Origin of the sequence: Ottowia sp. (genome assembly GCF_035325765.1) — a bacterium.
GTDB lineage: Bacteria > Pseudomonadota > Gammaproteobacteria > Burkholderiales > Burkholderiaceae_C > Ottowia.
In genome coordinates, this window is the sequence record NZ_DAOKZG010000034.1 from 1 (window position 1) to 24,829 (window position 24,829).

The window sequence follows — 24,829 nt, forward strand, 5'->3', positions numbered from 1 at the left end:
AGTGATCCGTGCCAATAGCCGCTTAAGTTCCAAACAGAACGAAACACTACACTAGGCAGCCTCGGATGCGTTGACGATGGCCTGCAGCGCATCGATGTCGATGATGCGCACGTGGCGGTGCTTGACTTCGATCACGCCGTCGTCGGCAAATTTCGAGAAGGTGCGGCTCACGGTCTCGAGCTTCAGGCCCAGGTAGCTGCCGATTTCCTCGCGGGTCATGCGCAGCACCAACTCGGTGCGCGAGAAGCCGCGCACGTGCAGGCGCTGCACCAGGTTCAGCAGGAAGGCGGCCAGGCGCTCCTCGGCGCGCATGCTGCCCAGCAGCAGCATCACGCCGTGATCGCGCACGATCTCGCGGCTCATGATCTTGTGCACGTGCGTCTGCAGCGCCGGGACCTCGCGTGACAGCTCCTCGATGCGGTCGTAGGGCATCTCGCAGACCTCGGCGTCTTCCAGTGCCACCGCATCGCAGGTGTGGCGATCATAGACGATGCCGTCCAGGCCGATGATCTCGCCCGCCATCTGGAAGCCCGTGACCTGGTCGCGCCCGTCCTCGGTCGTCACGCGCGTCTTGAAGAAGCCGGTGCGAATGGCGTACAGCGCGTCGAAATGGTCGCCATTGGCGAACAGCGTGGATCCGCGCTTGACGCGCCGGCGCCTGGCCACCAGCGTGTCGAGCAGCTGCATGTCGGCCTCGGTGATGTCCACCGGCATGCACAACTCGCGCAAGCTGCAGTTGGAGCAGGCAACCTTGATCGCTTTGGGAGTCATGCGGGCAAAGTCCGGAGGGCTTTGAATGCGTTGCGCATTGGCGGAATTCCAGTTGCGGAGAAAGATTCCCCCTCCTTGATAATCGTCAAGGACATTCTGACACAGACGGGGGAAAGTGGGCGGTATTTTTCCAGATTCCGCGTTGGCATGTCCCGCATCACCCCCGAGCTGATCTCCAGGTTCGACGTCCCCGGCCCGCGCTACACCTCGTATCCGACGGCGGACCGCTTCGTCGAGGCTTTCGGCGAGGCGGACTACCTGCAGGCGCTGGCGCAGCGGCGCGATTGCTCGCTGCTGGGCACGCGGCCGCTGTCGCTCTACGTGCACCTGCCGTTCTGCGCGTCGCTGTGCTACTTCTGCGCCTGCAACAAGATCGTCACGCGCAGCCGCGAGCGTGTCGCGCCCTATCTGCGTTGCCTCGAGCGCGAGGTGGAACTGCAGGTCCGCCACCTGGGCGCGCGCCAGGCGGTGAGCCAGCTGCATCTGGGCGGCGGCAGCCCCACCTTTTTCAACGATGCCGAGCTGGGGGCGCTGATGGCGATGCTGAAGCGCCATTTCAGCTTCGTCGCCGGGGGCGAGTACTCGATCGAGCTCGATCCCCGCACGGTGGACGCCCGGCGCCTGGTGGCCCTGCGCGCGCTGGGCTTCAACCGCATCAGCCTGGGCGTGCAGGACTTCGACGCGCAGGTGCAGAAGGCGGTGCATCGGGTGCAGCCGGCCGAGCAGGTGTTCGACCGGGTCGCGGCGGCGCGCGCGCTGGACTTCGAGTCGATCAACGTCGACCTGATCTACGGCCTGCCGCGCCAGACGCCCGCGTCGTTCGCGCGCACGCTGGCGCAGGTGGTCGAACTGCGTCCGGACCGCATTGCCCTGTACGCCTACGCCCACTTGCCCGAACGCTTCAAGGCGCAGCGCCGCATCAACGCGGCCGAGCTGCCCGCGGTCGGCGACAAGGTCGTCATGCTGGCGCAGGCGCTGGACGTATTCCAGCAGGCCGGCTATGTCTACATCGGCATGGACCACTTTGCCCTGCCGCACGACGCGCTGGCGGTGGCGCGGCGCCAGGGGCGGCTGCACCGCAACTTCCAGGGCTACAGCACCCAGCCCGACTGCGACCTGATCGGCCTGGGCCTGTCGGCCATCGGCAAGGTGGGGGCCAGCTACAGCCAGAACGCGCGCGACCTGGCCGACTACCAGGACCGGCTGGAGCACGGCCACCTGCCGGTGCTGCGCGGCCTGGCGCTGTCGCGTGACGACCTGGTGCGGCGCAGCGTCATCATGGCCCTGATGTGCCAGGGTGTGGTTTCGCATGAGTCGATCGAGCTCGCGCACCTGATCGATTTCAAGAGCTACTTTGCCGCCGAACTGGAGCGCCTGCGCCCGCTGCAGGACGATGGCCTGGTGCGCCTGGCCGACGGCGCCATCGAGCTCACTCCGCTCGGCTGGTTCTTCGTGCGCGGCGTGGCCATGGTGTTCGACAAGTACCTGCATGCGCGCCAGACCCGGGCCCAGTTCTCTAGAATCCTTTGATGAACCTTTCGCTCGCCGCCACTGCCCTCTTGATGGGGCTGGCGGGCGGCCCGCATTGCATCGCCATGTGTGGCGCGGCCTGCGCCGGCATCGGGCAGGCCGCGGCGCCGCGCAGTGCGCAGGCACTCGGCCTGTTCCAGCTTGGTCGGCTGCTCGGCTATTCGGCGCTGGGCGCGCTGGCGGCGGCCTCGATGCAGGGACTGGGCTGGCTCACCGTGCAGTCGGCGGCGCTGCGCCCGGCCTGGACGATGGTGCACGTGGCGGCCGTGCTGCTCGGGCTGGTGCTGCTGGTGCAGGCGCGCCAGCCGCTGTGGCTGGATGCCGGCGCGCGCCGTGTCTGGGCGCGCGTGCGCGCGGCCACGCAGTCGTTCGGCCTGGCCGCGCCGCTCGGCCTGGGCACGGCCTGGGCGTTGCTGCCGTGCGGCCTGCTGTATTCGGCCGTGATGGTGGCCGCACTGGCCGGTAGCGTGGCCGGCGGCGCGCTGGTGATGGCGGCGTTTGCCGCCGGCTCGGGCGCCGTGCTGTGGCTCGGCCCCTGGCTGCTGCTGCGCCTCGGCCGCAGCAGCAGCGGGGCCTGGGGCATGCGCCTGGCCGGGCTGGCCTTGGCGCTGACCTCGGGCTGGGGCCTGTGGATGGGCCTGGTGCACGACCAGGCGCCGTGGTGCGTGGTGCCGGGGGCCTGATCTGTGGTGCCGGCAGCCTGGTCAGGCGCCGGCGAGGGCCCCGATGCCCTTGTTCAGCATGTAGAGTGCCAGCAGGAACAGAACGCCGGCAAAGGCGCGCTTGAGCCGCGCCACCGGCAGGGCATGGGCGGCGCGTGCGCCCAGCGGCGCCATCAGCACGCTGCACGAGGCGATCACCACCAGCGCCGGCAGCCACAGGTAGCCGAAGGAATAGGCGGGCGCCCCTTGCAGGCCCTGGCCGGCGACGATGTAGCCCAGCACGTTGGACAGGGCGATCGGGAAACCCAGGGCCGCGCTGGTGGCAACGGCGTTGTGGATGGCGACATTGCACCAGGTCATGAACGGCACGCTGACGAAGCCGCCGCCGGCACCCACCAGCCCCGAGAGGAAGCCGATCACGCTGCCCATGCCGAGCTGGCCCGCGATGCCTGGCATCTGGCGACTGGCGGCCGGCTTCCTGCCGCGGAACATCTGCACCGCCGAGAACATCACGAACACCGCGAACACGAAGTACAGCGCCGCGCCCTTGAGCAGGGTGAACACGCCCAGGCTCGCCACCATGGCACCCAGCACGATGCCGGGTGCCAGTCGCGCAACGATGTCCCAGCGCACCGCGCCCTTGCGGTGGTGGGCGCGCACGCTGCTCAGCGAAGTGAAGATGATGGTGGCCATCGAGGTCGCGATCGCCATCTTCACCGCCAGGCCAGGGCTGGCGCCGCGTGCGCCGAGGATGAGCGAGATGAAGGGCACCATGATCATGCCGCCACCGATGCCCAGCAGGCCGGCGAGGAAGCCGGTCACCAGGCCGAGCGCTGCCAGCTCGGCGATCAGAAGCGGTTCGATGGGCATGGGCGCTGGGCAGGTCAGGTGGCGCCGCCGCGCCGGCGCGACAGCCATGCAAAAGGCCGGGGACAAGCCGGCCTTTGCGCAAAAGGTGTCTGCGAATGCCGCCGGACCCTCATCCTGAACGCGGGGGTTCAGGTGGGCGAGGTCAGACTGGCCTTGGGTTCATCTGACGCGAGACGATCACGCCGACCAGACGATGTTCCAAGCCCGGGCTCATACGAGCATTGGTTCAAGGAAATATAAAGCCCGGCGCGCATCGCAGACCATTTCATTTTAAGGCCTGGTGGCCGCGCGTGCGCGTGGCGCTCCGGGACTTCGGGTCACAGCAGCCGGCCGTCGGCGCCGAGGGCCTGGTCCAGGCGTTCCAGCAGCCCGGCCAGCGCGGGCGGGTGGCCCGCGTCCGCGGGTGCCGCAGCTGCTGCCGCGGTCGGTTCCGGGGTCGGCGCCGCGTCCAGCTCGAAGGCCAGGTTGAGCGCGGCAAGCACGGCGATGCGGTCGCGCGCACGTATCTTGCCGGCGTCGCGGATCTTGCACATGGCGGCGTCCACGCGTTGCACGGCCTCGCGCAGCCGCGCTTCGCCACCTTCGGGGCAGCCGAGGCGGTAGCCCTGGCCCATGATCTGCACTTCGATCTGCTTCACGGCCTGGTCTCGCTCGTGGGTGTCGACGGCCCTGCCGGACCGTTGCCAGGCAGGCGGTCGATCAGCGCGTCCACGCGCGCGCGTGCCGCCAGCAGACGCGACTTCAGGCTGTCGCGCTCGTGCGTCAGCGCCTGCACCTGCTGCTGCAGCAGGGCGTTGGTGCGCTGCAGCTCCTCGTGGCGCACGAGCAGCCGCTCGACGCGGTCGGCTATCTGTTCGATCAGGGGCGCGGTCGTCATCGGGGCAGGGCCTTGCTTGAGCCGCAGATTGTACGGGTGGCGGCGTGCGTGCCCGCGATCTACAATTATTGTGTTGGTGCTCGCGTGCCGTGGTTCACACGGCCGCAGTTCAACGGGAAGCAGGAGGGTCGCCTCGACACGAGCATGGCCTAACCTGCGCTGCCCCCGCAACGGTAAGCGGACGGCGCCGCGGCATCACGCCGCCGGCACCGGCCGGCGCCTCACGCAAGGCCACTGGACGCGCTGAAACACGCATCCGGGAAGGCGAGGCGCCGGTGAACCTCCGCCAGCCCGGATACCGGCCAACGAGGCGATCGCGCGCGACTTTCGACTTCTGGTGGAAGGCGGCGCGGTCATTTGGGCCCCAGACGCCGGCGGGGAAGCTGGCAGGGGCGGCTTGTCCGTGTTTTCATCATGCATCTGACTCCCTTGTCCGGCCGGCCCGCCGTGCTGCCGCTGGCCCTTTCGTGCGCGCTCGCGGGCGCGCTTCCCGCCTTCGCACAATCCGCGCCCCAGGACCTGACCGTGGCCCAGGTGGCTGCGCCCAGCCTGACCGAGACCGTGGTCACGGCGCAGCGCATGGAGCAGCCCATCACGGACGTCCTGGCCGATGTCACGGTGCTGGGTGAAGAGCAGATCCGCGCCAGTGGTGCAGTCACCATCGGTGACTTGCTGATGCGCCAGCCGGGACTGGAGCTCTCGCGCAGCGGCGGTCCGGGCACTGCGACGGGCCTGTTCCTGCGCGGTGCGGAGACGCGCTTCACGGCCGTCTACGTCAACGGCGTGCGGGTCGACTCCCAGTCCACCGGCGGCGCGCCCTGGGAGGCGATCGCGCTCGGGCAGATCGAGCGGGTCGAGATCCTGCGCGGTCCGGCTGCTGCCGTCTACGGGTCCGATGCCGTGGCCGGGGTGATCCAGCTGTTCACGAAGAAGGGCGAGGGCCCGTTCACGCCCTATGTCGGTGTTGGCGCGGGCAATCGCCGCAGCGGCAGGCTGGAGGCCGGCTTTTCCGGCCAGAGCGGGGCCGTGGACTACTCGCTTGGCGTCGAGCGCGACGTCAGCCGGGGTTACAACAGCATGCCTGCGGGCAATCCCGATCGCGATGGCTATCGGCAGAGCGCGGCCAGCGGCCGCCTGGGCTGGCAGATGGCCAGCGGGCACCGACTCGATCTGACGGGCAGCTACACCGACATGGACGCGCAATACGATGGCTTTGCGCCCGGCCTGGACGATCATGGCCTGAACCGCCTGACGACGCTGGGCGGCACCTGGTCCGCGCAGTGGACCCGGGCCTACAGCACGCGCCTGTCGGTCAGCGAGTCGCAGACACGCTACGAGACCGTGCCTTCGCCGTATCTCAGCAAGACGCGGTTGCGCAACTACCTGTTCCAGAACGAGTGGCGCCACGGCGCGCACGTGCTGACCGCGGCGCTGGAGCGGCGCGAGGACCGCCTGAACAACCCTGCAGTCAATCCGTGGGACACGGCCCTCGATCAGGGCCGGCACCAGGATGCCGTTGCCCTGGGCTGGGGCTATAGCGCCGATGCGCACACGCTGCAACTCAATCTGCGCCACGACCGGGACAGCGAGTTCGGCGGCCAGACCACCGGTGGCATTGCCTACGGCTACGGTTTTGCTCCCGGCTGGCGCGTCACCGGGGCGGTGGGGACGGCATTTCGCGCGCCCACGCTTTACCAGCGCTTCTCGGAATACGGCGAGCCGGGGCTGCAGCCGGAAAAGAGCCGCAACCTCGAGCTCGGCCTGCACTGGTCGCGCGGCGACAGCCGCCTGGGTGTCACGGCCTACCGCAACCGCGTCACCAACCTGATCACGTTTGGCGCCGCCGGGCCCTGCGGCAGCACCTTTGGCTGCTATGAAAACGCTGGCAAGGCGCGTTTGCAGGGCGTGACGATCAGCGGCGCGCATCGGCTGGGCAGCGTCAACCTTGGCGGATCGCTCGATTTCCAGCAACCCAAGAATGCACTCACCGGCAAGCTGCTGCCACGGCGCGCCCAGCGCCTGCTCAAGCTCAATGCCGACACTCGCGTCGCCGGCTGGACGCTGGGCGCCGAATGGCAGCTGGTGAGCCACCGCTGGGACAACGCGGCCAACACCAGCCGTCTGGCCGGTTACGGCGTCGTGAACCTGTTTGCGAGCACCACGATCGCGCGCGAATGGGATTTGCTGGCGCGCCTGGACAACCTGGGCGATCGGCAATACCAGTTGGCTGGGGGCTACGCCACGCCGGGTCGCACGCTGTTTGTCGGCCTGCGCTGGACGCCGCGCCGCTGAGCGCGATGCGCTGCCCGGCCCTGCTGGTCGCCGCACCCGCCTCGGGGCAGGGCAAGACCACCGTGGCCGCCGGGCTGGCTCGGCTGCTGGCGCGCCGTGGCTGGCGCGTGCGTGCCTTCAAGTGCGGGCCGGACTACGTTGATGGCGGCTGGTTGCAAGCGGCCAGCGGTGCGCCGGTGCACAACCTGGACCTGTGGATGACCGGTGAGCCGGACGTGCGCGCACGCCTGCACCAGGCGGCCAGCAGCGCCGACGCGATCCTGATCGAGGGCGTGATGGGTCTGCACGATGGAGAGCCCAGCAGCGCCGCACTGGCGCGTCGGCTTGGGATCCCGGTGCTGGCGGTGGTGCAGGCCGAAGCCATGGCCCAGACCCTGGGCGCCGTGGTGCTGGGCTTGCGCGGATATGGTGCCAGCGACGTCGATCCCCTGCCCTGGGCGGGCGTGCTGGCAAATGGCGTGGGCAGCACCGGGCACGCCGCGCTGCTGCAGTCCGCGCTGCAGCCGGGCGATGGCTGGCTCGGCCATCTGCCGCGGGACGCGGCGCTGGGCCTGCCGGAGCGCGACGCGGGTGTGCTGGCGACGCCGGAAGCGTCCGCGGACCAGGCGCTGGCGAGGCTTGACGCGATTGCCGACCGGCTTGCGCAGACACCCCTGGGTCGCCTGACGCTGGATGACTGGCGCCGGCGCTGGTCGGTGCGCTTCCCGGCGCCAGCTGCTGCCCCGCGCCTGCCGACGCTGCTGGCCGGCTGCACGATTGCGGTGGCGCACGATGCGGCCTTTGCCTGCGTCTATCCCGCCAACGTCGAGACCCTGCAGGCGCTGGGCGCGCGCGTCGTGTGTTTTTCACCGCTGGCTGGCGACGCCTTGTCCGACTGCGATGCGCTCTGGCTGCCGGGCGGCGACGCCGGACGTTACGCCGGTCGCCTGGCCGAATGCGTCGACCTGCACGCCCAGCTGCGGGCGCATGCTCGAGCGGGGCGGCCGATCTGGGCCGAGGGGGGCGGACTGCCGCTCCTGCTGGATGAACTGGTTGACGGCGCGGGAGCCAGCCATCGCATGTCGGGCGTGCTGCCCGGAAGCGCGCGCGTGCAACCGCATCTCATGGGCCTGGGCCTGCAACAGTGGCAGCCCATGGCCGAGGTGCCGGCGCTGCGGGGTCATGCCTTTCATCGGGTGCGTGTGGAGGCCGGGCTGGAGCCGATCGGGTTCACGCAGGTCGGTGTCGGTGCGAACCCCAGGCCCGGCGAGGCGATTCATGCGGTCGCGGGTGGCCGGCCGGTGCGCGGCAGCCTGTTCCAGCCCTGGCTGGCGTCGAGCCCACGGCTGGCAGCCTGGCTGTTCGGGGCCGGGTTGGACGCGAGCACCGGTGCCGCAGGGGTGCGCTGCCATGCCTGAGCTGCTGGTGCCGGCGCGCAGCGAACTCATCCTGGGCGGCCAGAAGAGCGGCAAGTCGCGCCGCGCCGAAAGCCTGGCCGCGGCCTGGCTGGCGCAGGCGCCGACGCACCGGGCGGTGCTGATCGCCACCGCCCAGGCGCACGACGCCGAGATGCGCGCACGCATCGCACGCCACCAGCGCGAGCGCGCCGAGCGCGTGCCCGGGCTGGCGACGCTGGAGCCCGGGCCCGGGCTGGCGACCGCCATCGATGCGGCCGGCGGCGCCGAGACGCTGCGCATCGTCGACTGCCTGACGCTGTGGCTGACGCAGCAGCTGATGCCGGTCGATCCGGATGCCCGGCCGCCGGCCGATCCGGCGCAGGCCACGGCCGGGCTGCTGCCGGCGATTGCGCGCTGCCCGGGCCCGATCGTGCTGGTGGGCAACGAGATCGGCCTCGGCGTGGTGCCGCTCGGGCGCGAGCTGCGGCAAGCGGTCGATGCGCTGGGCCTGCTGAACCAGTCGGTGGCCACTGCCTGCGCGCGCGTGACGCTGATGGTGGCCGGCCTGCCGCTGACCTTGAAGGAGGTGGCCGCAGCATGAGGGGCCGGGTTTTCGCCCTGCTGATCGCGCTGTGCGTCGGTGCTGCGGCGGCACCTGCCGTCGAGGATGCGAACGGGCAGCCGCTGCGCCTGGACGCGCCGCCGGCGCGCATCGTCAGCCTGCTGCCTTCGCTCACCGAGACCGTGTGCGCGCTCGGCGCCTGCGATCGCCTGGTCGGCGTCGACCGCTACTCCAACTGGCCCGAGCCGGTGCGCCGGCTGCCCCAGGTCGGGGGTGGGCTGGATCCGAACATCGAGGCCGTGGTGGCGCTCAAGCCCGACCTGGTGCTGATCGGCGAGTCCTCGCGCGCGGCGGTGCGCCTGCGTGCGCTGGGCCTGGCGGTGCTGGCGCTGGAGCCGCGCACCCTGGCCGACCAGCGCCGCGTCACCCTGCAGCTGGGCGAGTTGCTGCAGGTGCCGGAGGCGCCTGCGCTGCTGGCGCGCATCGACGAGGGCCTGGCGGCCGCCGCGGCCTCGGTGCCGCCGGCGGCGCGCGGCCGGCGCGTCTACTACGAGGTCACGCCGGCACCGTTTGCGGCTGGCGCCGGCAGCTTTGTCGACGAGCTGCTGCAGCGGCTGGGCTTGCGCAACATCATCGACGACCCGGCGCTGGGGCCGTTTCCGCGCATCAATCCGGAACTGGTGGTGCGCGCCGACCCGGACCTGATCATCGTCAGCCAGGGCGGGCTGGCTGACATGGCGCGCCGCCCCGGCTGGGCACGCCTGCGCGCGCTGCGCGAAGGACATGTGTGCGAGTTCGACGCCGCGCAGCGCGACATCCTGGTGCGTCCCGGCCCGCGCCTGCCGGAAGCGGCGCGCCTGATGGCTGATTGCGCCGCCGGGCGCGGCACCGGCGGTGGAGCCGCAGCGCGGCAGGCCCTGGCGCCGGCAGCGCAGTCGACCGAGAATTCCCGACCATGAGCAGCAGCGTGGCCGCCGTCCCGTTCGAGGCGCCGCGTGGCAGCGGCGTCTGGCTGTCGTGGCTGGTGCTGATCCTGGTGCTGCTGGCGCTGGCGGCGCTGGCGCTGGGTGCCAGCGTCGGCAGCACCGGCTTCGACAGCCTGCTGCGCGCGCGCCACGACGCCGTGGCCTGGCAGATCGTGTGGGACATCCGCCTGCCGCGCACCCTGGGCGCCTGGCTGGCCGGCGCCCTGCTGGGCCTGGCGGGGGCGGTGGCGCAGGGGCTGTTCCGCAACCCGCTGGCCGACCCCTTCCTGCTTGGCAGCGCCTCGGGCGCGGCGCTGGCGGTGGCGCTGGTGTTTGCCGCGCTCGGCACCGGGGGCGGCATGGTGGCGGGCAGCGGCGGCAGCATCGCGCTGCTGCAGGCGGCCTCGCCCTGGCTGGCGCGCGTGGGCTTCACCGGCGCCGCCTTCGTCGGTGCCCTGGGCGGCGTGCTGCTGGCGCTGGTGCTGGCGCGCGGCGTGCAGCAGACGCTGCGCCTGCTGCTGGCTGGCGTGGTGGTCGGCTTCGTGCTGGGCGCCGTGCGCGACCTGGTGCAGCTGGCCCAGCCCGACGTGCTGCAGGCGATGCAGGGCTTCACCCTGGGCGTGACGGGCTTCGTCGGCTGGGGCGCCTGCGGCGTCATGGCCGCGGTGCTGGCGCCGCTGCTGCTGCTGGCCTGGACGCTGGCGCGCACGCTGGACGCGCTCAGCCTGGGTGAGGCCACGGCGCAGAGCCTGGGCCTGCCGCTGGCGCCCTTGCGCGCGCTGCTGATCGCCGTGCTGGCGCTGGCGACGGGCACGGCGGTGGCGCAGACCGGGCTGATCGGCTTCGTCGGCCTGGTGGCGCCGCACCTGGCGCGGGCGCTGGCGCGCTGCACGCACGGGCCGCTGCTGCTGCTTTCGACCCTGGTGGGCGGCCTGCTGCTGATGGCGGCCGACATCGCGGCGCGCGTCGTCATTGCGCCGCAGGAGCTGCCTGTCGGCGTGCTGACCGCCGTCCTGGGTGGCCTCTACCTGCTCTGGCTGATGCACCGGCGCGCGGCGGGTGGAGGTGCTGCATGAGCGCCGCGGCCCTGGCGTCGCTGCCGGTGCACTCGTCCCGGCCGGACGGGGCGGCGCTGGCGGTTCAGCTGCGCGCCGCCGGCATCGGCAAGCGCCGCATCCTGCATGACATCACGCTCGCGCTGCCGCGCGGCCGCTGGACCGCCGTCGTCGGCCCCAACGGTGCCGGCAAGTCGACCCTGCTGCGCGTGCTGGCCGGGCTGCTGCCGTGCGACGGGCAGGTGCAGCTGCTGGGCCGGGCGCTGGACGAGTGGTCGACGCGCGAGCGCGCGCGCCAGCTGGCCTGGCTGGGCCAGCAGGAGGGCGGCGGCGAGGACCTGCGAGCCTGGGACATCGTCATGCTCGGGCGCCTGCCGCATCGCGCCTGGCTGGCCGCGCCGACGGCGCAGGACCAGGCCGTCGTCGCCGCGGCACTGCGCGACACCCGCGCCTGGGACCTGCGCGAGCGGCGCTTGGGCGAGTTGTCCGGCGGCGAGCGCCAGCGCGTGCTGCTGGCGCGGCTGCTGGCGGTACAGGCGCCGGTGATGCTGATGGACGAGCCGCTGGCGCACCTGGATCCGCCGCATCAGGCCGACTGGCTGGCCACGGTGCGGGCGCTGGTGGCGGGCGGCCGCTGCGTGGTCAGCGTGCTGCACGAGCTCAACATGGCGCTGCAGGCCGACGACATCGTGATCATCCGGGCCGGCCGCGTGCTGCACCACGGCGGCGCCGACCAGCCCGACACCCACCGCGCGCTGCAGCAGGCGTTCGACGGCCGCGTCGCCATTCGCCAGGTGGGACGCGACTGGGTCGCGCTGCCGCGCCAGACAGCCGAGGAGACCATCCATGCAGATTGAAGCCCCACCCACCGAAAAGCGCTACGAACGCCCCAGCGGCGAGCGCCGCGGCCTGGTGCTGGTCCATACCGGCGACGGCAAGGGCAAGAGCACGGCCGCCTTCGGCCTGGCGCTGCGCGCCTTCGGGCGCCGCCACGTGCACGGCAAGCAGGTGCGCGTGTTCCAGTTCATGAAGGTGCCGAGCGCGCGCTTTGGCGAGCACCGCGCCTTCGAGCAGCTCGGCCTGCCGATCCACGGCCTGGGCGACGGCTTTTCCTGGCTCAGCAAGGACCTGGACCACTCGGCGCAGCTGGCGCGCGACGGCTGGCAGCGCGCACGCGCCGCCATCCTGGACGGCGAGCACTTCCTGGTCGTGCTCGATGAGATCACCTATCCGCTCATCTACGGCTGGCTGCCGCTGGACGAGGTGCTGCAGACCCTGCGCGAGCGCCCGCGCGACGTGCACGTGTGCCTGACCGGGCGTCGCTGCCCGCCCGAGCTGATCGAGCTGGCCGACACCGTGACCGAGATGCAGCTCGTCAAGCACGCCTTCAAGGCCGGCGTGCCGGCGCAGCGCGGGATCGAGGACTGAACCTGAATCCGGCAGTTGACCGTGTGTGAACTTATCGAAAGTCGCATGAACATTGAGCTTGGCCATTTTGATCACGCTCACCGGTTGGGTGAGCGCACTATGCACCCGCCAGCACCACCCTCACCGCGCCATGCGGCGTTGCTCGTCGTGGCGCACATCAGTGCGCGGCCTCCTCGCGTCTTGCCTGGCACGCCGCGGGCGGCACTGGCAGGCGCATCCAACTGCCGGATTCAGGTTGAACTTGCACGCTGGCCCAGGCGCGCACGCCGGCCTCGCGGAGCGTGATCGATGACGGCCTGGTCAGGCGGAGCTGGGAGCGCCGAATGGGCACTGCTGGCCTGCGTGCCGGCGCTGGCGCTGGCCATCGACCGCGTGCTGGGCGAGCCGCCGCTCGGCTGGCATCCCGTGGCGTGGATGGGGCGCTGGCTGGCCTGGCTGGGCGTGCGCGTGGCGCCGCCGGCGGGGCAGGAGCGGGCGCACGCCTTCGGGCGCGGCGCGCTGGCCTGGTGCGCCAGTGCCGGCGTGGTGGTCCTCGTCGCCTGGGCCTTGCAGCGCTGGATCCTGGCGCAGCCGGCCTTTCTCGCGGCGCTGGCGCTGGCCCTGCTGCTCAAGCCGCTGCTGGCCTGGGCCATGCTGCACGACGAGGTGCTGGGGGTCGAGCGCGCGCTGCTCGATTCCACCGAAGCGGGCCGCCTGCAACTGGCCCGGCTGGTGAGCCGCGACGTCGCGACGCTGGATGGGGGCCAGGTGCGCGAAAGCGCGATCGAGACCCTGGCCGAGAACCTGAACGATTCGCTGGTGGCGCCGCTGTTCTGGTTCGTGCTGCTGGGCTTGCCGGGCGCGGCGCTGTTTCGCTTTGCCAATACCGCTGACGCCATGTGGGGCTATCGCGGCGTGCGCGCCGGCCGCGACTGGCGCCGCGCCGGCACCTGGGCGGCGCGCGCCGACGACGTGCTGGCCTGGCTGCCGGCGCGTCTGACGGCGCTGCTGATCGGCCTGGCCGGGCGGTTGCGCGGCTGGTCGCGGCTGCCGTCCGAGGCTGGGCGCACACCGTCGCCCAACGGAGGCTGGCCGATGGCGGCGATGGGACTGGTGCTCGGCGTGCGCCTGGGCAAGCCGGGGGTGTATGGCCTGAACGCCGCTGGCCGGGCCCCCGAGGGCGCCGACCTGGTGCGGGCCTGCGCCGTCGCCTCGCACGTCGCGTTGGCTGCGACGGTGCTGGCCTGCGCGGCCGTACTGGCCGCCGTGGTCCTGTCCTGACCGGATTGCCCATGCCGGTCGCCCGGAGTTCCAGCACATCGCAGGGCGCGCTGCTGCCGCAACCGGCGACGGCGCCCCTGCACGGCGGCCCCGACGCGCTGGGCGTGCCGGTGCACGACCTGTCCAGCAATGCCAACGCCTGCGGCGCGTGCCCGACGGCGCGGCATGCCCTGGCGCGGGCCGACGCGCGCCATTACCCGGACCCCGCGTACACGGCGCTGGTGCACGCGCTGGCCGGCTGGCATGGCGTGGCGCCCGAGCGCATTGTCATCGCCGCCAGCGCCAGCGAGTTCATCCAGCGCATTTCGACCGCCGTGCGGCTGCGCGCGGCCGCGGACGGGGCGGGCGTGCCCGCGGTCTGGCAGCCGGCGCATGCGTACGGTGACTACGCCCGCGCCGCGCAGGCGGCCGGGCTGCACCCGGTGGCCGATCCGGGGGCCGCTGCACTGCTGTGGTCGTGCGAACCCTCGAGCCCGCTCGGGCGGGCCGATGCGGGACTCGCGGCGCGCGTTGCCGCGCTGCAGCCGGGGCAGGTCCTGGTGCTGGACCAGGCCTACGAGCCGCTGCGCCTGGCGGGCGCGCCCAGCCTGGACGCCGCGGCGCTCGAGCGCGTCTGGCGCCTGGTCACGCCGAACAAGGCGCTTGGCCTGACCGGCGTGCGCGCCGCCTATGCGATCGCTCCGCGCGCACCGGACCCCGCCCTGCTGCAGCGCCTGCGCCTGCTGGCGCCGTCCTGGCCGCTCGGCGCGCACGGTGTGGCGCTGCTGCAGGCCTGGACCACGGACGAAGCACAGGCCTGGCTCGCGGCTTGCCGCCCGCGCCTGCGGCGCTGGAAGGCGCGCCAGGCGGAACATTTGCACGCGGCCGGTTGGCAGGTGCTGCCGGGCGACGCCAATTTCCTGGTCGCGCGGCCGGCCGGATCGGCGCCGATGGCCGAGCGTGCGGCTGCGCTGCAGACGCTGCTGGTGCGCCTGCGCCAGCGCGGCGTCAAGCTGCGCGACTGCACGAGCTTCGGCCTGGCCGGATGGGCGCGCCTGGCGGTGGCGCCGCCGGCGACGCAGGACGCGCTGGCGGCGGCGCTGAAGGCGCTGGCATGACGGCGCGCTGCGTCATGGTGCTGGGCACCAGCAGCGGTGCCGGCAAGAGCTGGATCGCCACCGCCCTGTGCCGCCACTGGGCCAACCAGGGCCTGAAGGTGGCGCCGTTCAAGGCGCAGAACATGAGCAACAACGCCCGGGTTGTCGCCGGCGTCGAAGAGGGCTGGGGCGAGATCGGCGCGGCCCAGTACTTCCAGGCGCTGGCTGCGCGCGCCGTGCCCGGGGTGCGCATGAATCCGCTGCTGCTCAAGCCCGAGGCCGACACGCGCAGCCAGGTGGTGCTGCTCGGCCAGGTCGATGCGGCGCTGGGTGCGCTGCCCTGGCGCGCGCGCAGCGCGCGCGTATGGCCGCAGGTGGCCCAGGCGCTGGACGCGCTGCGCGCCGAACACGACGTGGTGGTGATCGAGGGCGCCGGCTCGCCCGCCGAGATCAACCTGATGGCCAGCGACGTCGTCAACCTGCGCGTGGCGCGCCACGCGGGCGCCCGCTGCTTGCTCGTCACCGACATCGACCGCGGCGGCGCCTTCGCCCACCTGTACGGCACCTGGGCCTTGCTCGCGCCCGAGGACCGGGCACGCCTTGCCGGTTTCGTGCTGAACAAGTTTCGCGGCGACGCGGCGCTGCTGGCGCCGGCGCCGCAGCGGCTGGAGGAGCTGACCGGCGTGCCGACGCTGGCCGTGGTGCCGATGTGCTTTGGCCACGGTCTGCCGGAAGAGGACGGGCGCTCGGGCGCGCGGGATCGCGGTGATGGCGCACCGGCGCACACGCGCATCGCCATCGTCGCCTATCCGCGCATCAGCAACCTCGATGAATTCCAGCCGCTGGAACAGGTGCCCGGCCTGCGCCTGGTCTGGGCGCGCCAGCCGGCCGACCTGGAGGGCGCCGACTGGATCGTGCTGCCGGGCAGCAAGGCCACGCTGTCCGACCTGTGCTGGCTGCGTGCCCAGGGGCTGGACGGCGCCGTGGCGCGGCACGCAGCGCGCGGCGGCCGCGTGCTGGGTATCTGCGGCGGCCTGCAGATGCTCGGGCAGGTGATCGACGACCCACTGGGCGTCGAGACGCGCGGCCGCGCCCCGGGGCTGGGACTGCTGGGGCTGACGACCACCTTTGCGCAGGACAAGACGGTGCGGCCCGCGGCCGTGCGGTTCGGCGCGCTGGCGGGCGCCTGGCGGGCGCTGTCGGGCCTGCACTGCGCCGGCTACGAGATCCACGCCGGCCACACCACCACCGCGGCTGGGGGTGCGCCCGTGCACGAGGTGATTGCCGGCCTGGCCTGGCAGAACGCCGCCGGCAACGTGCTCGGGCTGGCGCTGCACGGCCTGTTCGAGCAGGATGCCGCGATGCAGGCCCTGTTCGGCAGGGGCGCACCATCGCTGGACGCGACGTTCGAGTCTCTCGCGGCCACGCTCGCGTCGTCGTTCGAACCCGGCGTGCTGGACGGACTGATCGGGCGCTGACGCCGACGCGCGTCGTCCTGCCGGCGCCGGAGGCACGGCTATAGTCGGCACGCCATGCCACCCGCGAGCCCCGCGTCACCATGCTGAACGGCCTCCCCGCCATGGACACGGGCCGGGCGCGCCGGCGCCTGCCCAACCTGTGGGACCTGTTCGCCTTCGGCCTGCTGTTCACCACGCTGATCCTGATCTTCCAGGGTGCCCGCGAAACGCTGGCGCCGATCAGCGTGCTGCAGCAGGACCCGATCTCGCTCGACCCGGCGCGGTTGCCGGAATACGCCCTGCGCACCACCTTGCGCATGCTGGCCGCGCTGGTCGCCTCGCTCGCCTTCACCTTCGCCTATGGCGCGCTCGCGGCCAAGAACCGGCGTGCCGAGATGGTGCTGGTGCCGCTGCTCGACATCCTGCAGTCGGTGCCGATCCTGGGCTTCCTGTCCTTCACCGTGGTCGGTTTCCTGGCGCTGTTCCCGGGCCGGTTGCTGGGCGCCGAACTGGCGGCGATCTTCGCCATCTTCACCAGCCAGGCCTGGAACATGACGTTCAGCCTCTACCAGTCGCTCAAGACCGTGCCGGCCGAGCTGGAGGAGGCCGCGCGCAGCTTCCACCTCTCGGCCTGGCAGCGCTTCTGGCGGCTGGAGGTGCCGTTTTCCATGCCCGGCCTGGTGTGGAACACCATGATGTCGATGTCGGGGGGCTGGTTCTTCGTCGTCGCCTCGGAGGCGATCGCCGTCGGTGCCACCTCGATCGAGCTGCCCGGCATCGGCTCCTACGTGGCGCTGGCGATCGCCCGCAGGGACCTGGCCGCGATCGGCTGGGCGGTGCTTGCCATGCTGGTGGTGATCGGACTCTACGACCAGCTCATGTTCCGCCCGCTGGTGGCCTGGAGCGACAAGTTTCGCGTCGAGCGCTCGGTGGGCGCCAGTGCGCCGCGCTCCTGGGTGCTGCTGGCGGCGCGCCGCACACGGCTGTTCCGCCGTTGGCTGGCCACGCTCGCGGCGCTGGCCCGGGCGCTGTCGCGTCAGCGCCCGGCCGCATCGACGCGTCGCCCGGCGCCGCCACGGCGGGCCGCGCCTGGCGGCGCCGCCGACCGCGTCTGGCTTGCCCTGGTGCTGCTCGCCGTGCTGCTGATGGCCTGGAAGATCGTCGCCTTCATCGCCGGTGGTGCGGGCTGGCCGGACGTCGCCACCGCGCTGCGACTGGGCAGCTACACCCTGGCGCGGGTGGTGGTGCTGGTGGCGCTGTCGTCGCTGCTGTGGGTGCCAGTGGGGGTGTGGATCGGCCTGCGCCCGCGATGGGCCGAGCGCGTGCAGCCGCTGGCGCAGTTCCTGGCGGCGTTCCCGGCCAACCTGGTGTTTCCCTTCGTCGTCCTGCTGATCGTGCGTCACGGACTTTCGCCCGACATCTGGCTGTCGCCGCTGATGGTGCTGGGCACGCAGTGGTACATCCTGTTCAATGTGATCGCCGGCGCCAGCGCCTTTCCCGGCGACCTGCGCGAGGTGGCGGCGAGCTTTCACGTGCGCGGCCCGAGCTGGTGGTTCAAGGTGGTGCTGCCAGGGGTGTTCCCGTACTATGTGACCGGCGCCATCACCGCCAGCGGTGCGGCCTGGAACACCTCGATCGTGGCCGAACTGGCGAGCTGGGGCACGACCACCGTGCGCGCGCACGGCCTGGGCGCCTATATTGCCGATGCCACCACGGCGGGCGACCATCCGCGCATCGTGCTTGGCATTGCCGTGATGTCGCTGCTGGTGCTGGCGCTCAACCGCCTGCTGTGGCAGCCGCTCTATGACCTGGCGATGCGCCGCACCCGCCTCGAGTGACCCTGAATCCGGCAGTTGACCGCTGATCATCGTCTTCAAACCCGCATGAATATTGGCCTCGACTGCCCTGATGACGTTCACCTCTTGGGTGAGGGCGCCATGTGCCCGCCAGCACCGCCCTCGGCGCACCATGCGGTGTTGCTCGTCGTGGCGCACACCAGTGCGCGGCCTCCTCGCGCCTTGCCTGGCACGCCGAGGGCGGCACTGGCGGGCGCATCCAACTGCCGGATTTGGGGTGAAATGAAGCACCCCCATGTCGCCGCGCTCCACGTACACGCCACCAGAGGCCGCGGCGCTTCGGCCCGCCCGGGCCTGCGCAGGCGGGCCCGGCGCCGCGGGCCTCCGTGCCCTGCAAGGGGGACGCCCGCAGCGTCCAGGGGCTCTTCTCCGGCCGCGGGTGCCCGCGCCAAAGCCGCTGCGCAGCCGTCGGGGCTGCCCCGTTGCACGTGTTTCGGGTGGCGCGCGGCGCCTTGGACAAGATCGACCGATCCGGTGACACCATGAATCCGCCCACCCTGCCAACGCCGCACCAACCTGGGCCCCCGCGCGCCGTCGCCGGCGCGCCACTGGTCGTGCTCGACGGCGTGCGCCAGGTCTTTCAGAAGGCCGACCGGGCCGAGCTGGTGGTGCTCGATGGCGTGTCGCTCACCATCGAGCGTGGCGAGATCGTCGGCCTGCTGGGCCGCTCCGGCTCGGGCAAGTCGACGCTGCTGCGCATCATTGCCGGCCTGCTCCAGCCCACGGCCGGCAGCGTGCGCTGGTGCGGCCAGCCCGTCACCGGCCCGTGCGAGGGCATTGCCATGGTGTTCCAGAGCTTCGCGCTGTTTCCCTGGCTCACCGTGCTGCAGAACGTCGAGCTTGGGCTGGACGCACTCGGGGTGGCGCCCACCGACGGGCGCCGCCGGGCCCTGGCGGCGATCGACCTGATCGGCCTGGACGGCTTCGAGAGCGCCTATCCGCGTGAACTCTCGGGCGGCATGCGCCAGCGCGTCGGCCTGGCGCGGGCGCTGGTGGTGCACCCGCGGCTGCTGCTGATGGACGAGCCCTTTTCCGGGCTCGACGTGCTCACGGCCGAGACCCTGCGCCATGAGATCATCGATCGCTGGATCGAGGGGCGGCTGCCGATCGAATCGATCCTCATGGTCACGCACAACATCGAGGAGGCGGTGCAGATGTGCGATCGCGTCCTGGTGCTGTCCACCCATCCCGGCCGCGTGGCCACGGAGATCCGGGTGCCGCTGCAGCACCCGCGCCATCGCCTGGACCCGTCCTTCCGCGCCCTGGTCGACCACATCTACGGCCTGATGACGCAGCCTGCAACGGCACACGCCGGCGCGGCGCCCGCCACGGGCGGCTTTCCCGGCACCGGCGTGCGCATGGCCTTGCCGCGCGTGTCCACCAACCGCCTGGCGGGCCTGGTGGAGGCGCTGGCCGGGCCGCCGTTCCATGGCGAGGCCGACCTGCCCGAACTGGCCGCGTCGCTGCGGCTGACGGCTGGCGAGTTGTTCCCCACCGCCGAAACGCTGCAACTGCTGCGCCTGGCCGAGCTGGCCGAGGGCGACGTGCGCCTGACCGAGGTCGGGCGCCGCTTCGCCGAGCTCGACGTGGACGCGCGCAAGCGCCTGTTCGGCGAGCACCTGCTGGCCTACGTGCCCCTGGCGGCGCTGATCTGCCGCGTGCTGGACGAGCGCCCCGATCACCGCGCCCCCTTCACGCGTTTCTCCGAGGAGCTGGAAGACGGCATGTCCGAGGAGCGCGCCGAGGACACCATGCGCGCCATCATCAACTGGGGGCGCTACGGCGAGCTGTTCGGCTACGACGAGGAAACGCGGCAGTTCAACCTGGAGGACCCGGGCTGACCCGATTCGAGACCGGCCGGGGCAGGCCGGCGCGCGACGCGGTAGGATGGCCGGGTTGGTTGCGGCCACGCGAGTTCATGCCATGTCCCTGATCTCTCACACCTATTCCACCCCGCTGGGCGAAATGACGGCACTGTTGTCCGACCAGGGCCTGTGCCTGCTCGAGTTCAGCAAGCACACCAAGGGCCTGGCGCGCGAGATCGCGCAGGTCGAGGCGGCGCGCGGCGGCCCGGCGCGGCCCGGCCGCAGCGCGCTGACCGAACAGCTCGGGCGCGAGCTCGCCGACTACTTTGCCGGCCGGCGCCGCGACTTCGACCTGCCGCTCGATCTGGTCGGCACGCCGTTCCAGATCGACGTCTGGCACGCGCTGCTGAAGATTCCCTACGGCCAGACGCGCAGCTACGCCGAGCAGGCGCGCTCCATCGGCCGGCCCACCGCCACGCGCGCCGTGGCCGCCGCCAACGGCAGCAACAAGATCAGCCTGATCGTGCCTTGCCACCGGGTGATCGGCAGCGACGGCAGCCTGACCGGCTACGGTGGCGGCGTGCCGCGCAAGCAGTGGCTGCTCGAGCTGGAGCAGGGCGTGCACGCACGCGCGGCGGCCTGAGGTCGGGCACCCCCTGTGGCGCTGCGCGCCATCTCCCTGGAAGGGGGCGCACGAAACCCCGCTCGGCCGGGCCCGCGGCCAGGAAGACCCCGGCCACGGGTGTCCCGACTGGCCGGTCCCGCGGCCTTCGGAGCTTCCAGGCTGGCGCAGGTGGCAAGCCCTGCGGACGCGCGGTGCATGCAGCCGGCAACCGACCCACCGGCGTGCACGATGTCTCGGTGCTGGCCCCGCCTCCGGCCTTCCCCCGGCGGCGGAAGGAGCCGTGCAGCGCAGCCACGACGTCCGACGCGGGCCGGTGTGGTGTATCGCGTCTCCCCCGCTTTTCCCGCGTCGGCGCAGGATGGAGGCGGGGGCAGCGCTGAATGACGGTTCAACATGAATCGCGACGCGAGCCTTCGTCAGGCCTTGTTGAACGCGCTGCCGCCTGAGCGCCGCCATCACGCGGCCGGCGTGCCGCGCCGCGCGCGCTCGCGCAGGTCGCGCCAGGCGACCCACAGCGCCAGTGCGAACACGCCGGCAATCAGGGTGAACGCGAGCATCACCGCGGTCGGCCAGGAGCTCACGGCCAGTGCCGCGAACAGCACCGAGGTGATCAGCGCGATGCCCACCGAGGTGCCGATGCGCTGGCCGGTCTGCATCACGGCGCCCGAACTGCCGGCGTAGGCCAGGGGTACCTCGGCCAGGGTCAGCGTCTGGTTGGGACTGATGATGGCGCCCTGGGCGATGCCGACCGGCACCAGGGCCAGCACCAGCCACCAGATGCTCAGGCGCCCGAGCCCGTGCAGCCAGGCCACGCCGACGCACAGCGCCAGCCCGGCGATGCCCAGCAGCAGGCCACCGATCACCACCTTGCGCCCGAGCCGCATCACGCGCTGGCCGGCCCAGTGCGCCGACAGTGCCGACAGGATCGAGGCCGGGATGCCGACCAGCCCCGCCTCGAACGCCGACTTGCCGGCGCCCTGCTGGAAGTACAGCGCCACGATCACCCAGATGCTGGTCATGCCCAGGAAGTACAGCGCCATGATCAGCGTGCCGTTGCTGAAGCTGCGCGTGCGGAAGATGCGCAGGTCGACCATCGGGCTGCCGCCGGCGCGCGCGTGGTGGCGCTCCCAGGCCACCCACAGCCAGGCCAGGGCCAGGCCCACCGGCAGCAGCAGCCATGTCGCGTGCGAGCCGCGGTATTCCATGAACGGGTAGAGCACCGCGAACACCGCCAGCCCCAGCAGCAGCGACCCCACCGGATCGAGCGCACGCAGCAGCCGCGGCGTCGAGCGGCCGACGCGACCCGGGCCGCGGTGGGTGAACAGCGGACGCGGAAACCAGCGCAGCGCCAGCGCCACCACCAGCAGGCCGGTCGGCACGTTGACCAGGAAGGCCAGGCGCCAGCCCAGGTCGGCGCCGCCCAGCATGATCAGCACGCCACCCAGCACCGGGCCGATCGCCACCGACACCCCCACCATGCTGCCGAAGTAGCCGAAGGCGCGCGCCCGTGCCTCGTCGCGGAAGTACTGCTGGATCATGCCCACGCCCTGCGGCGTGATCAGGCCCGAGCCCAGGCCTTGCAGGAAGCGCGCCACGTTCAGCGTGCGCGCATCGGGCGCCAGCCCGGCCGCCACCGACGCGGCGGTGAACAGCAGCACGCCAGCGACGAACCAGCCCCCGCGCCCCATGATGTCGCCGGCGCGGCCGGCCGCCACCAGCACCACGCCGAAGGTCAGCGCATAGCCCGACAGCACCCACTGCAGGTCCGACTGGCTCGCCTGCAGGCTGTCCTGGATCGAGGGCAGGGCGACGTTCACCACGCTGACGTTGATGAGCGACATGAAGATGGTCGCCAGCAGCACCGCCAGCACGCGCCAGCGCACGGCTTCGGTCAGCGCGCCGTCGTCGGCGGCGGGGTCGGATCGGGGTGATGGCATGGTGGGCGCGGGTCTCCGGGGCCGCCGGCGCGGGTGGCCGGCAGCGGCGGCATGCGCCTCGAGTCGGGGAGGGTTCAGGAGGCAGGCGTCCCCGATGGTAAGGGCAGTCGTGGGGGCAGGCCTGGCGGGGCGCCGCCGATTCGTGGAATGATCCGGCATTGCCCGGCACGTGCCCGGGCGCCCCTTGCCCATGCGCCGCCTGCATCCCGCCGAACCCCTGGTCATGCTGGCCACCATCGTGCTGTGGCTGCTGCTGGCCATCGTCACCGGCACGCTGGTGGGCACGGCCTGCAGCGTGTTCCTCAAGCTCCTGTTCCTGAGCGAGGGGCACCTCTACGACGCGCCCTGGCACTGGCAGGCGACGCTGCTGGTGGCCGGCGGCCTGGCGAACGGCCTGCTGCTCCATTACGCCTACCGGATCAACCGCACCGGCCTGGTCGACGAGCCCATCGTCGCCGTCAACGAGCAGCAGGGCCACGTGCCGCTGGTCACGCTGTGGATCAAGCCGGTGGCGGCGCTCATCACCCTGGGCTGCGGCGGATCGGCCGGCAAGGAGGGGCCGTGCTCGCACATCGGCGCCGGCGTCGCCGCCGGCGTCGGCCAGGCGCTGCGCCTGAACGTCGAGCTGCGCAAGCGCCTGGTGGCCTGCGGCGTCAGCGCCGGCTTTGCCAGCGTGTTCGGCACGCCGATCGCCGGTGCCATCTACGGCGTCGAGATGCTGGCCATCGGCCGCGTGCGGCACGACTTCCTGTTTCCCGGCATCGTCGCCGGCGTCACCGCGTTCGTGGTCAGCCGCTGGTGGGGCGTGCCCTATCCCGACTACCAGATCGCCTTCGAGGCGCGCTTCACCGAGCTGCTGTTCCTCAAGACCGTGGTGATCGGCGTGCTGTGCGGCGTCGCCGCCTCCTGGTTCGTCGAGCTGCTGCAACTGGCGCGGCGCGGCTTCGGCTGGGTCGGCCAGCGCCTGGCGCTGTGGCCGCCGCTGCTGCCGATGCTGGGCGGCGTGCTGCTGGCGCTGCTGGTGGCCGTGCTGCCCTCCGACTTCCTCGGCCTGTCCCTGCCCATCATGGAGCGCGCGCTGCAGGGCGAATCCATGCCCTACCTGGGGTTTCTGTGGAAGGCGCTGCTGGTCGCCATCACCCTGGGCTCGGGCTACTACGGCGGCATCGTCACGCCGCAGTTCGTCATCGGCGCCGTCACCGGCGGCGCCTTCGCGCCCTGGCTCGGGCTGGCGCCGGCGCAGGGCGCGGCCGTCGGCCTGGTGGCGGTCGTCGCCTCGGCCTCCAACACGCCGATCGCCGCCGTGCTGATGGGCATCGAGCTGTTCGGCGGCGGCTCCACCCTGTACGTCGCCGGCGCCTGCGTCGCCGCCTACCTGATGATCGGCCACCGCAGCGTCTATCCGGCGCAGCACCTGGCCTACCCCAAGGCCGCCTGGTTCACCGCACCCAGCGACCAGCCGATCGGCCACGAGAAGGTGCAGCTGTCCTGGGGCGTGCTGCGCTGGCTGGGCGAGTTGCGGCGCCTGTGGCAGCGGTGGCGGCGGGGCGGCGGGGGATCTACGGGCCGGTAGATTTGTACGGCTATTTGCCGGATAATGAATTCGAAAGGATCTTGCCATGTCTGCCTCCCTCAGCGCCACCGCCCGCCTCGAAGCCCGCATCAGCACCGACCTGCACGGTCTGCTGAAGCGCGCAGCCGAACTGCAGGGCCGCACCATGACCGACTTCGTCGTTGCCGCCGTTCAAGATGCAGCCGAGCGCGCGGTGGCGCAGGCCGGCGTGGTACGCCTGTCGCTGGCCGATCAGCAGCGCTTTGCCGACGCGCTGCTTGAACCGCCCGCGCCAGCGCCCGCTCTCCAGCGCGCGTTCAAACGCCGCGCCAAGCTGCTGCGCACCGAATGACTGGTGCGCCGCTGCGGCTGCTGCCGCTGGACGGCGGTTGCGACCGTGCCGCCTTCGACAGCGGTGCGCCGCCGCTCGACCGCTACCTGCGCCAGCAGGCCTCGCAAGACGTGCGCCGGCGCGTGGCCGCCTGCTTCGTGGCGCTTGCCGATGAACAGCGCGTTGCCGGTTACTACACCCTGGCCGCGGCCAGCCTACCGCTGACCGACCTGCCCGAAAGCATGGTCAAGCAGCTGCCGCGCTACCCCACCGTGCCGGCTGTTCGCCTGGGCCGCCTGGCGGTGGACCGCGCGTTTCGGGGCAAGGGCCTGGGTGGCGCCCTGCTGGCCGACGCACTGGCGCGCGTGCTGCGCTCGGAGATTGCCGCCTACGCCTTGGTGGTCGACGCCAAGGACGAGGCGGCGGTCACCTTTTATCGCCATCATGGCTTCATCGCCCTGCCGGACTCTCCGCGCACGCTCTTCCTGCCACTGGCCACGGCGCGCGGCGCCTTGTAGCTTCGGCTCACTGAGCTCCGCCCC

23 protein-coding genes and 1 riboswitch are annotated in these 24,829 nt (G+C 72.0%); of the genes, 18 read left to right on the forward strand and 5 right to left on the reverse strand.

What is annotated here, in order from left to right; all coding sequences use genetic code 11:
• Positions 1 to 51: 51 nt before the first annotated feature.
• Positions 52 to 771 carry a fumarate/nitrate reduction transcriptional regulator Fnr gene (gene fnr / locus PKA16_RS11190; protein ID WP_324403297.1) on the reverse strand — a complete coding sequence of 240 codons (720 nt, stop codon included), beginning with the start codon at positions 769 to 771 and terminating at the stop codon, positions 52 to 54.
• Positions 772 to 918: 147 nt separating this feature from the next.
• Here fnr and hemN point away from each other — a divergent pair, with 147 nt between their 5' ends.
• Positions 919 to 2,301, forward strand: coding sequence for an oxygen-independent coproporphyrinogen III oxidase (gene hemN / locus PKA16_RS11195; RefSeq protein WP_324403299.1), 1,383 nt, complete (start codon positions 919 to 921; stop codon positions 2,299 to 2,301).
• Positions 2,301 to 2,984 carry a sulfite exporter TauE/SafE family protein gene (locus PKA16_RS11200; protein ID WP_324403301.1) on the forward strand — a complete coding sequence of 228 codons (684 nt, stop codon included), beginning with the start codon at positions 2,301 to 2,303 and terminating at the stop codon, positions 2,982 to 2,984. The genes hemN and PKA16_RS11200 overlap by 1 nt, the downstream gene beginning before the upstream one ends.
• Before the next feature lie 21 nt (positions 2,985 to 3,005).
• Here the strand turns inward: PKA16_RS11200 and PKA16_RS11205 are convergent, their stop codons facing one another.
• From PKA16_RS11205 to PKA16_RS11215, 3 genes are all read right to left on the reverse strand, one after another.
• On the reverse strand, positions 3,006 to 3,833 hold the full coding sequence (locus tag PKA16_RS11205) for a sulfite exporter TauE/SafE family protein (RefSeq protein WP_324403303.1): 828 nt from the start codon (positions 3,831 to 3,833) through the stop codon (positions 3,006 to 3,008).
• A 317-nt stretch (positions 3,834 to 4,150) separates the two neighbouring features.
• Entirely contained in the window at positions 4,151 to 4,471 is a 321-nt protein-coding gene (locus PKA16_RS11210) for a cell division protein ZapA (protein ID WP_324403305.1), read from the reverse strand.
• Positions 4,468 to 4,710 carry a DUF904 domain-containing protein gene (locus PKA16_RS11215; RefSeq protein ID WP_324403307.1) on the reverse strand — a complete coding sequence of 81 codons (243 nt, stop codon included), beginning with the start codon at positions 4,708 to 4,710 and terminating at the stop codon, positions 4,468 to 4,470. The genes PKA16_RS11210 and PKA16_RS11215 overlap by 4 nt, the downstream gene beginning before the upstream one ends.
• Positions 4,711 to 4,767: 57 nt before the next feature.
• Positions 4,768 to 5,032: riboswitch (cobalamin riboswitch) on the forward strand.
• A gap of 92 nt (positions 5,033 to 5,124) precedes the next feature.
• Between PKA16_RS11215 and PKA16_RS11220 the strand changes: the two genes are divergently transcribed.
• The 13 genes from PKA16_RS11220 (at position 5,125) to PKA16_RS11280 (ending at position 20,485) form a co-directional block, all read left to right on the forward strand.
• Positions 5,125 to 7,002, forward strand: coding sequence for a TonB-dependent receptor (locus PKA16_RS11220; RefSeq protein ID WP_324403309.1), 1,878 nt, complete (start codon positions 5,125 to 5,127; stop codon positions 7,000 to 7,002).
• A 5-nt stretch (positions 7,003 to 7,007) separates the two neighbouring features.
• Positions 7,008 to 8,399 (forward strand): cobyrinate a,c-diamide synthase, encoded by a 1,392-nt coding sequence (locus tag PKA16_RS11225; RefSeq protein ID WP_324403311.1) that lies wholly within the window; start codon positions 7,008 to 7,010, stop codon positions 8,397 to 8,399.
• Positions 8,392 to 8,979, forward strand: coding sequence for a bifunctional adenosylcobinamide kinase/adenosylcobinamide-phosphate guanylyltransferase (locus PKA16_RS11230; RefSeq protein ID WP_324403313.1), 588 nt, complete (start codon positions 8,392 to 8,394; stop codon positions 8,977 to 8,979). Before PKA16_RS11225 ends, PKA16_RS11230 begins: the two co-directional genes overlap by 8 nt.
• Positions 8,976 to 9,899, forward strand: a complete 924-nt coding sequence (locus tag PKA16_RS11235; RefSeq protein WP_324403315.1) for a helical backbone metal receptor — start codon at positions 8,976 to 8,978, stop codon at positions 9,897 to 9,899. Before PKA16_RS11230 ends, PKA16_RS11235 begins: the two co-directional genes overlap by 4 nt.
• A complete protein-coding gene (locus PKA16_RS11240; RefSeq protein WP_324403317.1) occupies positions 9,896 to 10,981 on the forward strand; it encodes an iron ABC transporter permease in 1,086 nt (361 codons plus the stop codon). Before PKA16_RS11235 ends, PKA16_RS11240 begins: the two co-directional genes overlap by 4 nt.
• A complete protein-coding gene (locus PKA16_RS11245) occupies positions 10,978 to 11,817 on the forward strand; it encodes an ABC transporter ATP-binding protein (protein ID WP_324403318.1) in 840 nt (279 codons plus the stop codon). The genes PKA16_RS11240 and PKA16_RS11245 overlap by 4 nt, the downstream gene beginning before the upstream one ends.
• On the forward strand, positions 11,807 to 12,388 hold the full coding sequence (gene cobO, locus PKA16_RS11250; protein WP_324403319.1) for a cob(I)yrinic acid a,c-diamide adenosyltransferase: 582 nt from the start codon (positions 11,807 to 11,809) through the stop codon (positions 12,386 to 12,388). The genes PKA16_RS11245 and cobO overlap by 11 nt, the downstream gene beginning before the upstream one ends.
• Positions 12,389 to 12,676: 288 nt before the next feature.
• Positions 12,677 to 13,648 carry an adenosylcobinamide-phosphate synthase CbiB gene (gene cbiB / locus PKA16_RS11255; RefSeq protein ID WP_324403320.1) on the forward strand — a complete coding sequence of 324 codons (972 nt, stop codon included), beginning with the start codon at positions 12,677 to 12,679 and terminating at the stop codon, positions 13,646 to 13,648.
• 11 nt (positions 13,649 to 13,659) lie between these two features.
• A complete protein-coding gene (locus PKA16_RS11260) occupies positions 13,660 to 14,745 on the forward strand; it encodes an aminotransferase class I/II-fold pyridoxal phosphate-dependent enzyme (protein ID WP_324403321.1) in 1,086 nt (361 codons plus the stop codon).
• The gene (locus PKA16_RS11265; RefSeq protein ID WP_324403322.1) at positions 14,742 to 16,202 is read left to right on the forward strand and encodes a cobyric acid synthase; all 1,461 of its coding nucleotides are present in this window, start codon (positions 14,742 to 14,744) and stop codon (positions 16,200 to 16,202) included. Before PKA16_RS11260 ends, PKA16_RS11265 begins: the two co-directional genes overlap by 4 nt.
• A 101-nt stretch (positions 16,203 to 16,303) precedes the next feature.
• Complete coding sequence (locus PKA16_RS11270; protein WP_324403323.1) at positions 16,304 to 18,019, forward strand: ABC transporter permease subunit; 1,716 nt, start codon at positions 16,304 to 16,306, stop codon at positions 18,017 to 18,019.
• A 500-nt stretch (positions 18,020 to 18,519) separates the two neighbouring features.
• Positions 18,520 to 19,878, forward strand: coding sequence for a nitrate/sulfonate/bicarbonate ABC transporter ATP-binding protein (locus PKA16_RS11275; RefSeq protein WP_324403324.1), 1,359 nt, complete (start codon positions 18,520 to 18,522; stop codon positions 19,876 to 19,878).
• A gap of 82 nt (positions 19,879 to 19,960) precedes the next feature.
• On the forward strand, positions 19,961 to 20,485 hold the full coding sequence (locus tag PKA16_RS11280; protein ID WP_324403325.1) for a methylated-DNA--[protein]-cysteine S-methyltransferase: 525 nt from the start codon (positions 19,961 to 19,963) through the stop codon (positions 20,483 to 20,485).
• 437 nt (positions 20,486 to 20,922) lie between these two features.
• On the opposite strand, the gene PKA16_RS11285 is transcribed toward PKA16_RS11280, so the two are convergent.
• The gene (locus PKA16_RS11285; RefSeq protein WP_324403326.1) at positions 20,923 to 22,404 is read right to left on the reverse strand and encodes an MFS transporter; all 1,482 of its coding nucleotides are present in this window, start codon (positions 22,402 to 22,404) and stop codon (positions 20,923 to 20,925) included.
• A 190-nt stretch (positions 22,405 to 22,594) separates the two neighbouring features.
• On the opposite strand from PKA16_RS11285, the gene PKA16_RS11290 reads away from it, so the two are divergent.
• The 3 genes from PKA16_RS11290 to PKA16_RS11300 are packed head-to-tail and all read left to right on the forward strand — an operon-like array spanning position 22,595 to position 24,805.
• Entirely contained in the window at positions 22,595 to 23,977 is a 1,383-nt protein-coding gene (locus tag PKA16_RS11290) for a chloride channel protein (protein WP_324403327.1), read from the forward strand.
• Positions 23,978 to 24,023: 46 nt separating this feature from the next.
• Positions 24,024 to 24,308: a DUF1778 domain-containing protein gene (locus tag PKA16_RS11295; protein WP_324403328.1), complete on the forward strand. Its 285-nt coding sequence runs from the start codon at positions 24,024 to 24,026 to the stop codon at positions 24,306 to 24,308.
• On the forward strand, positions 24,305 to 24,805 hold the full coding sequence (locus PKA16_RS11300; protein WP_324403329.1) for a GNAT family N-acetyltransferase: 501 nt from the start codon (positions 24,305 to 24,307) through the stop codon (positions 24,803 to 24,805). The genes PKA16_RS11295 and PKA16_RS11300 overlap by 4 nt, the downstream gene beginning before the upstream one ends.
• Positions 24,806 to 24,829 lie beyond the last annotated feature (24 nt).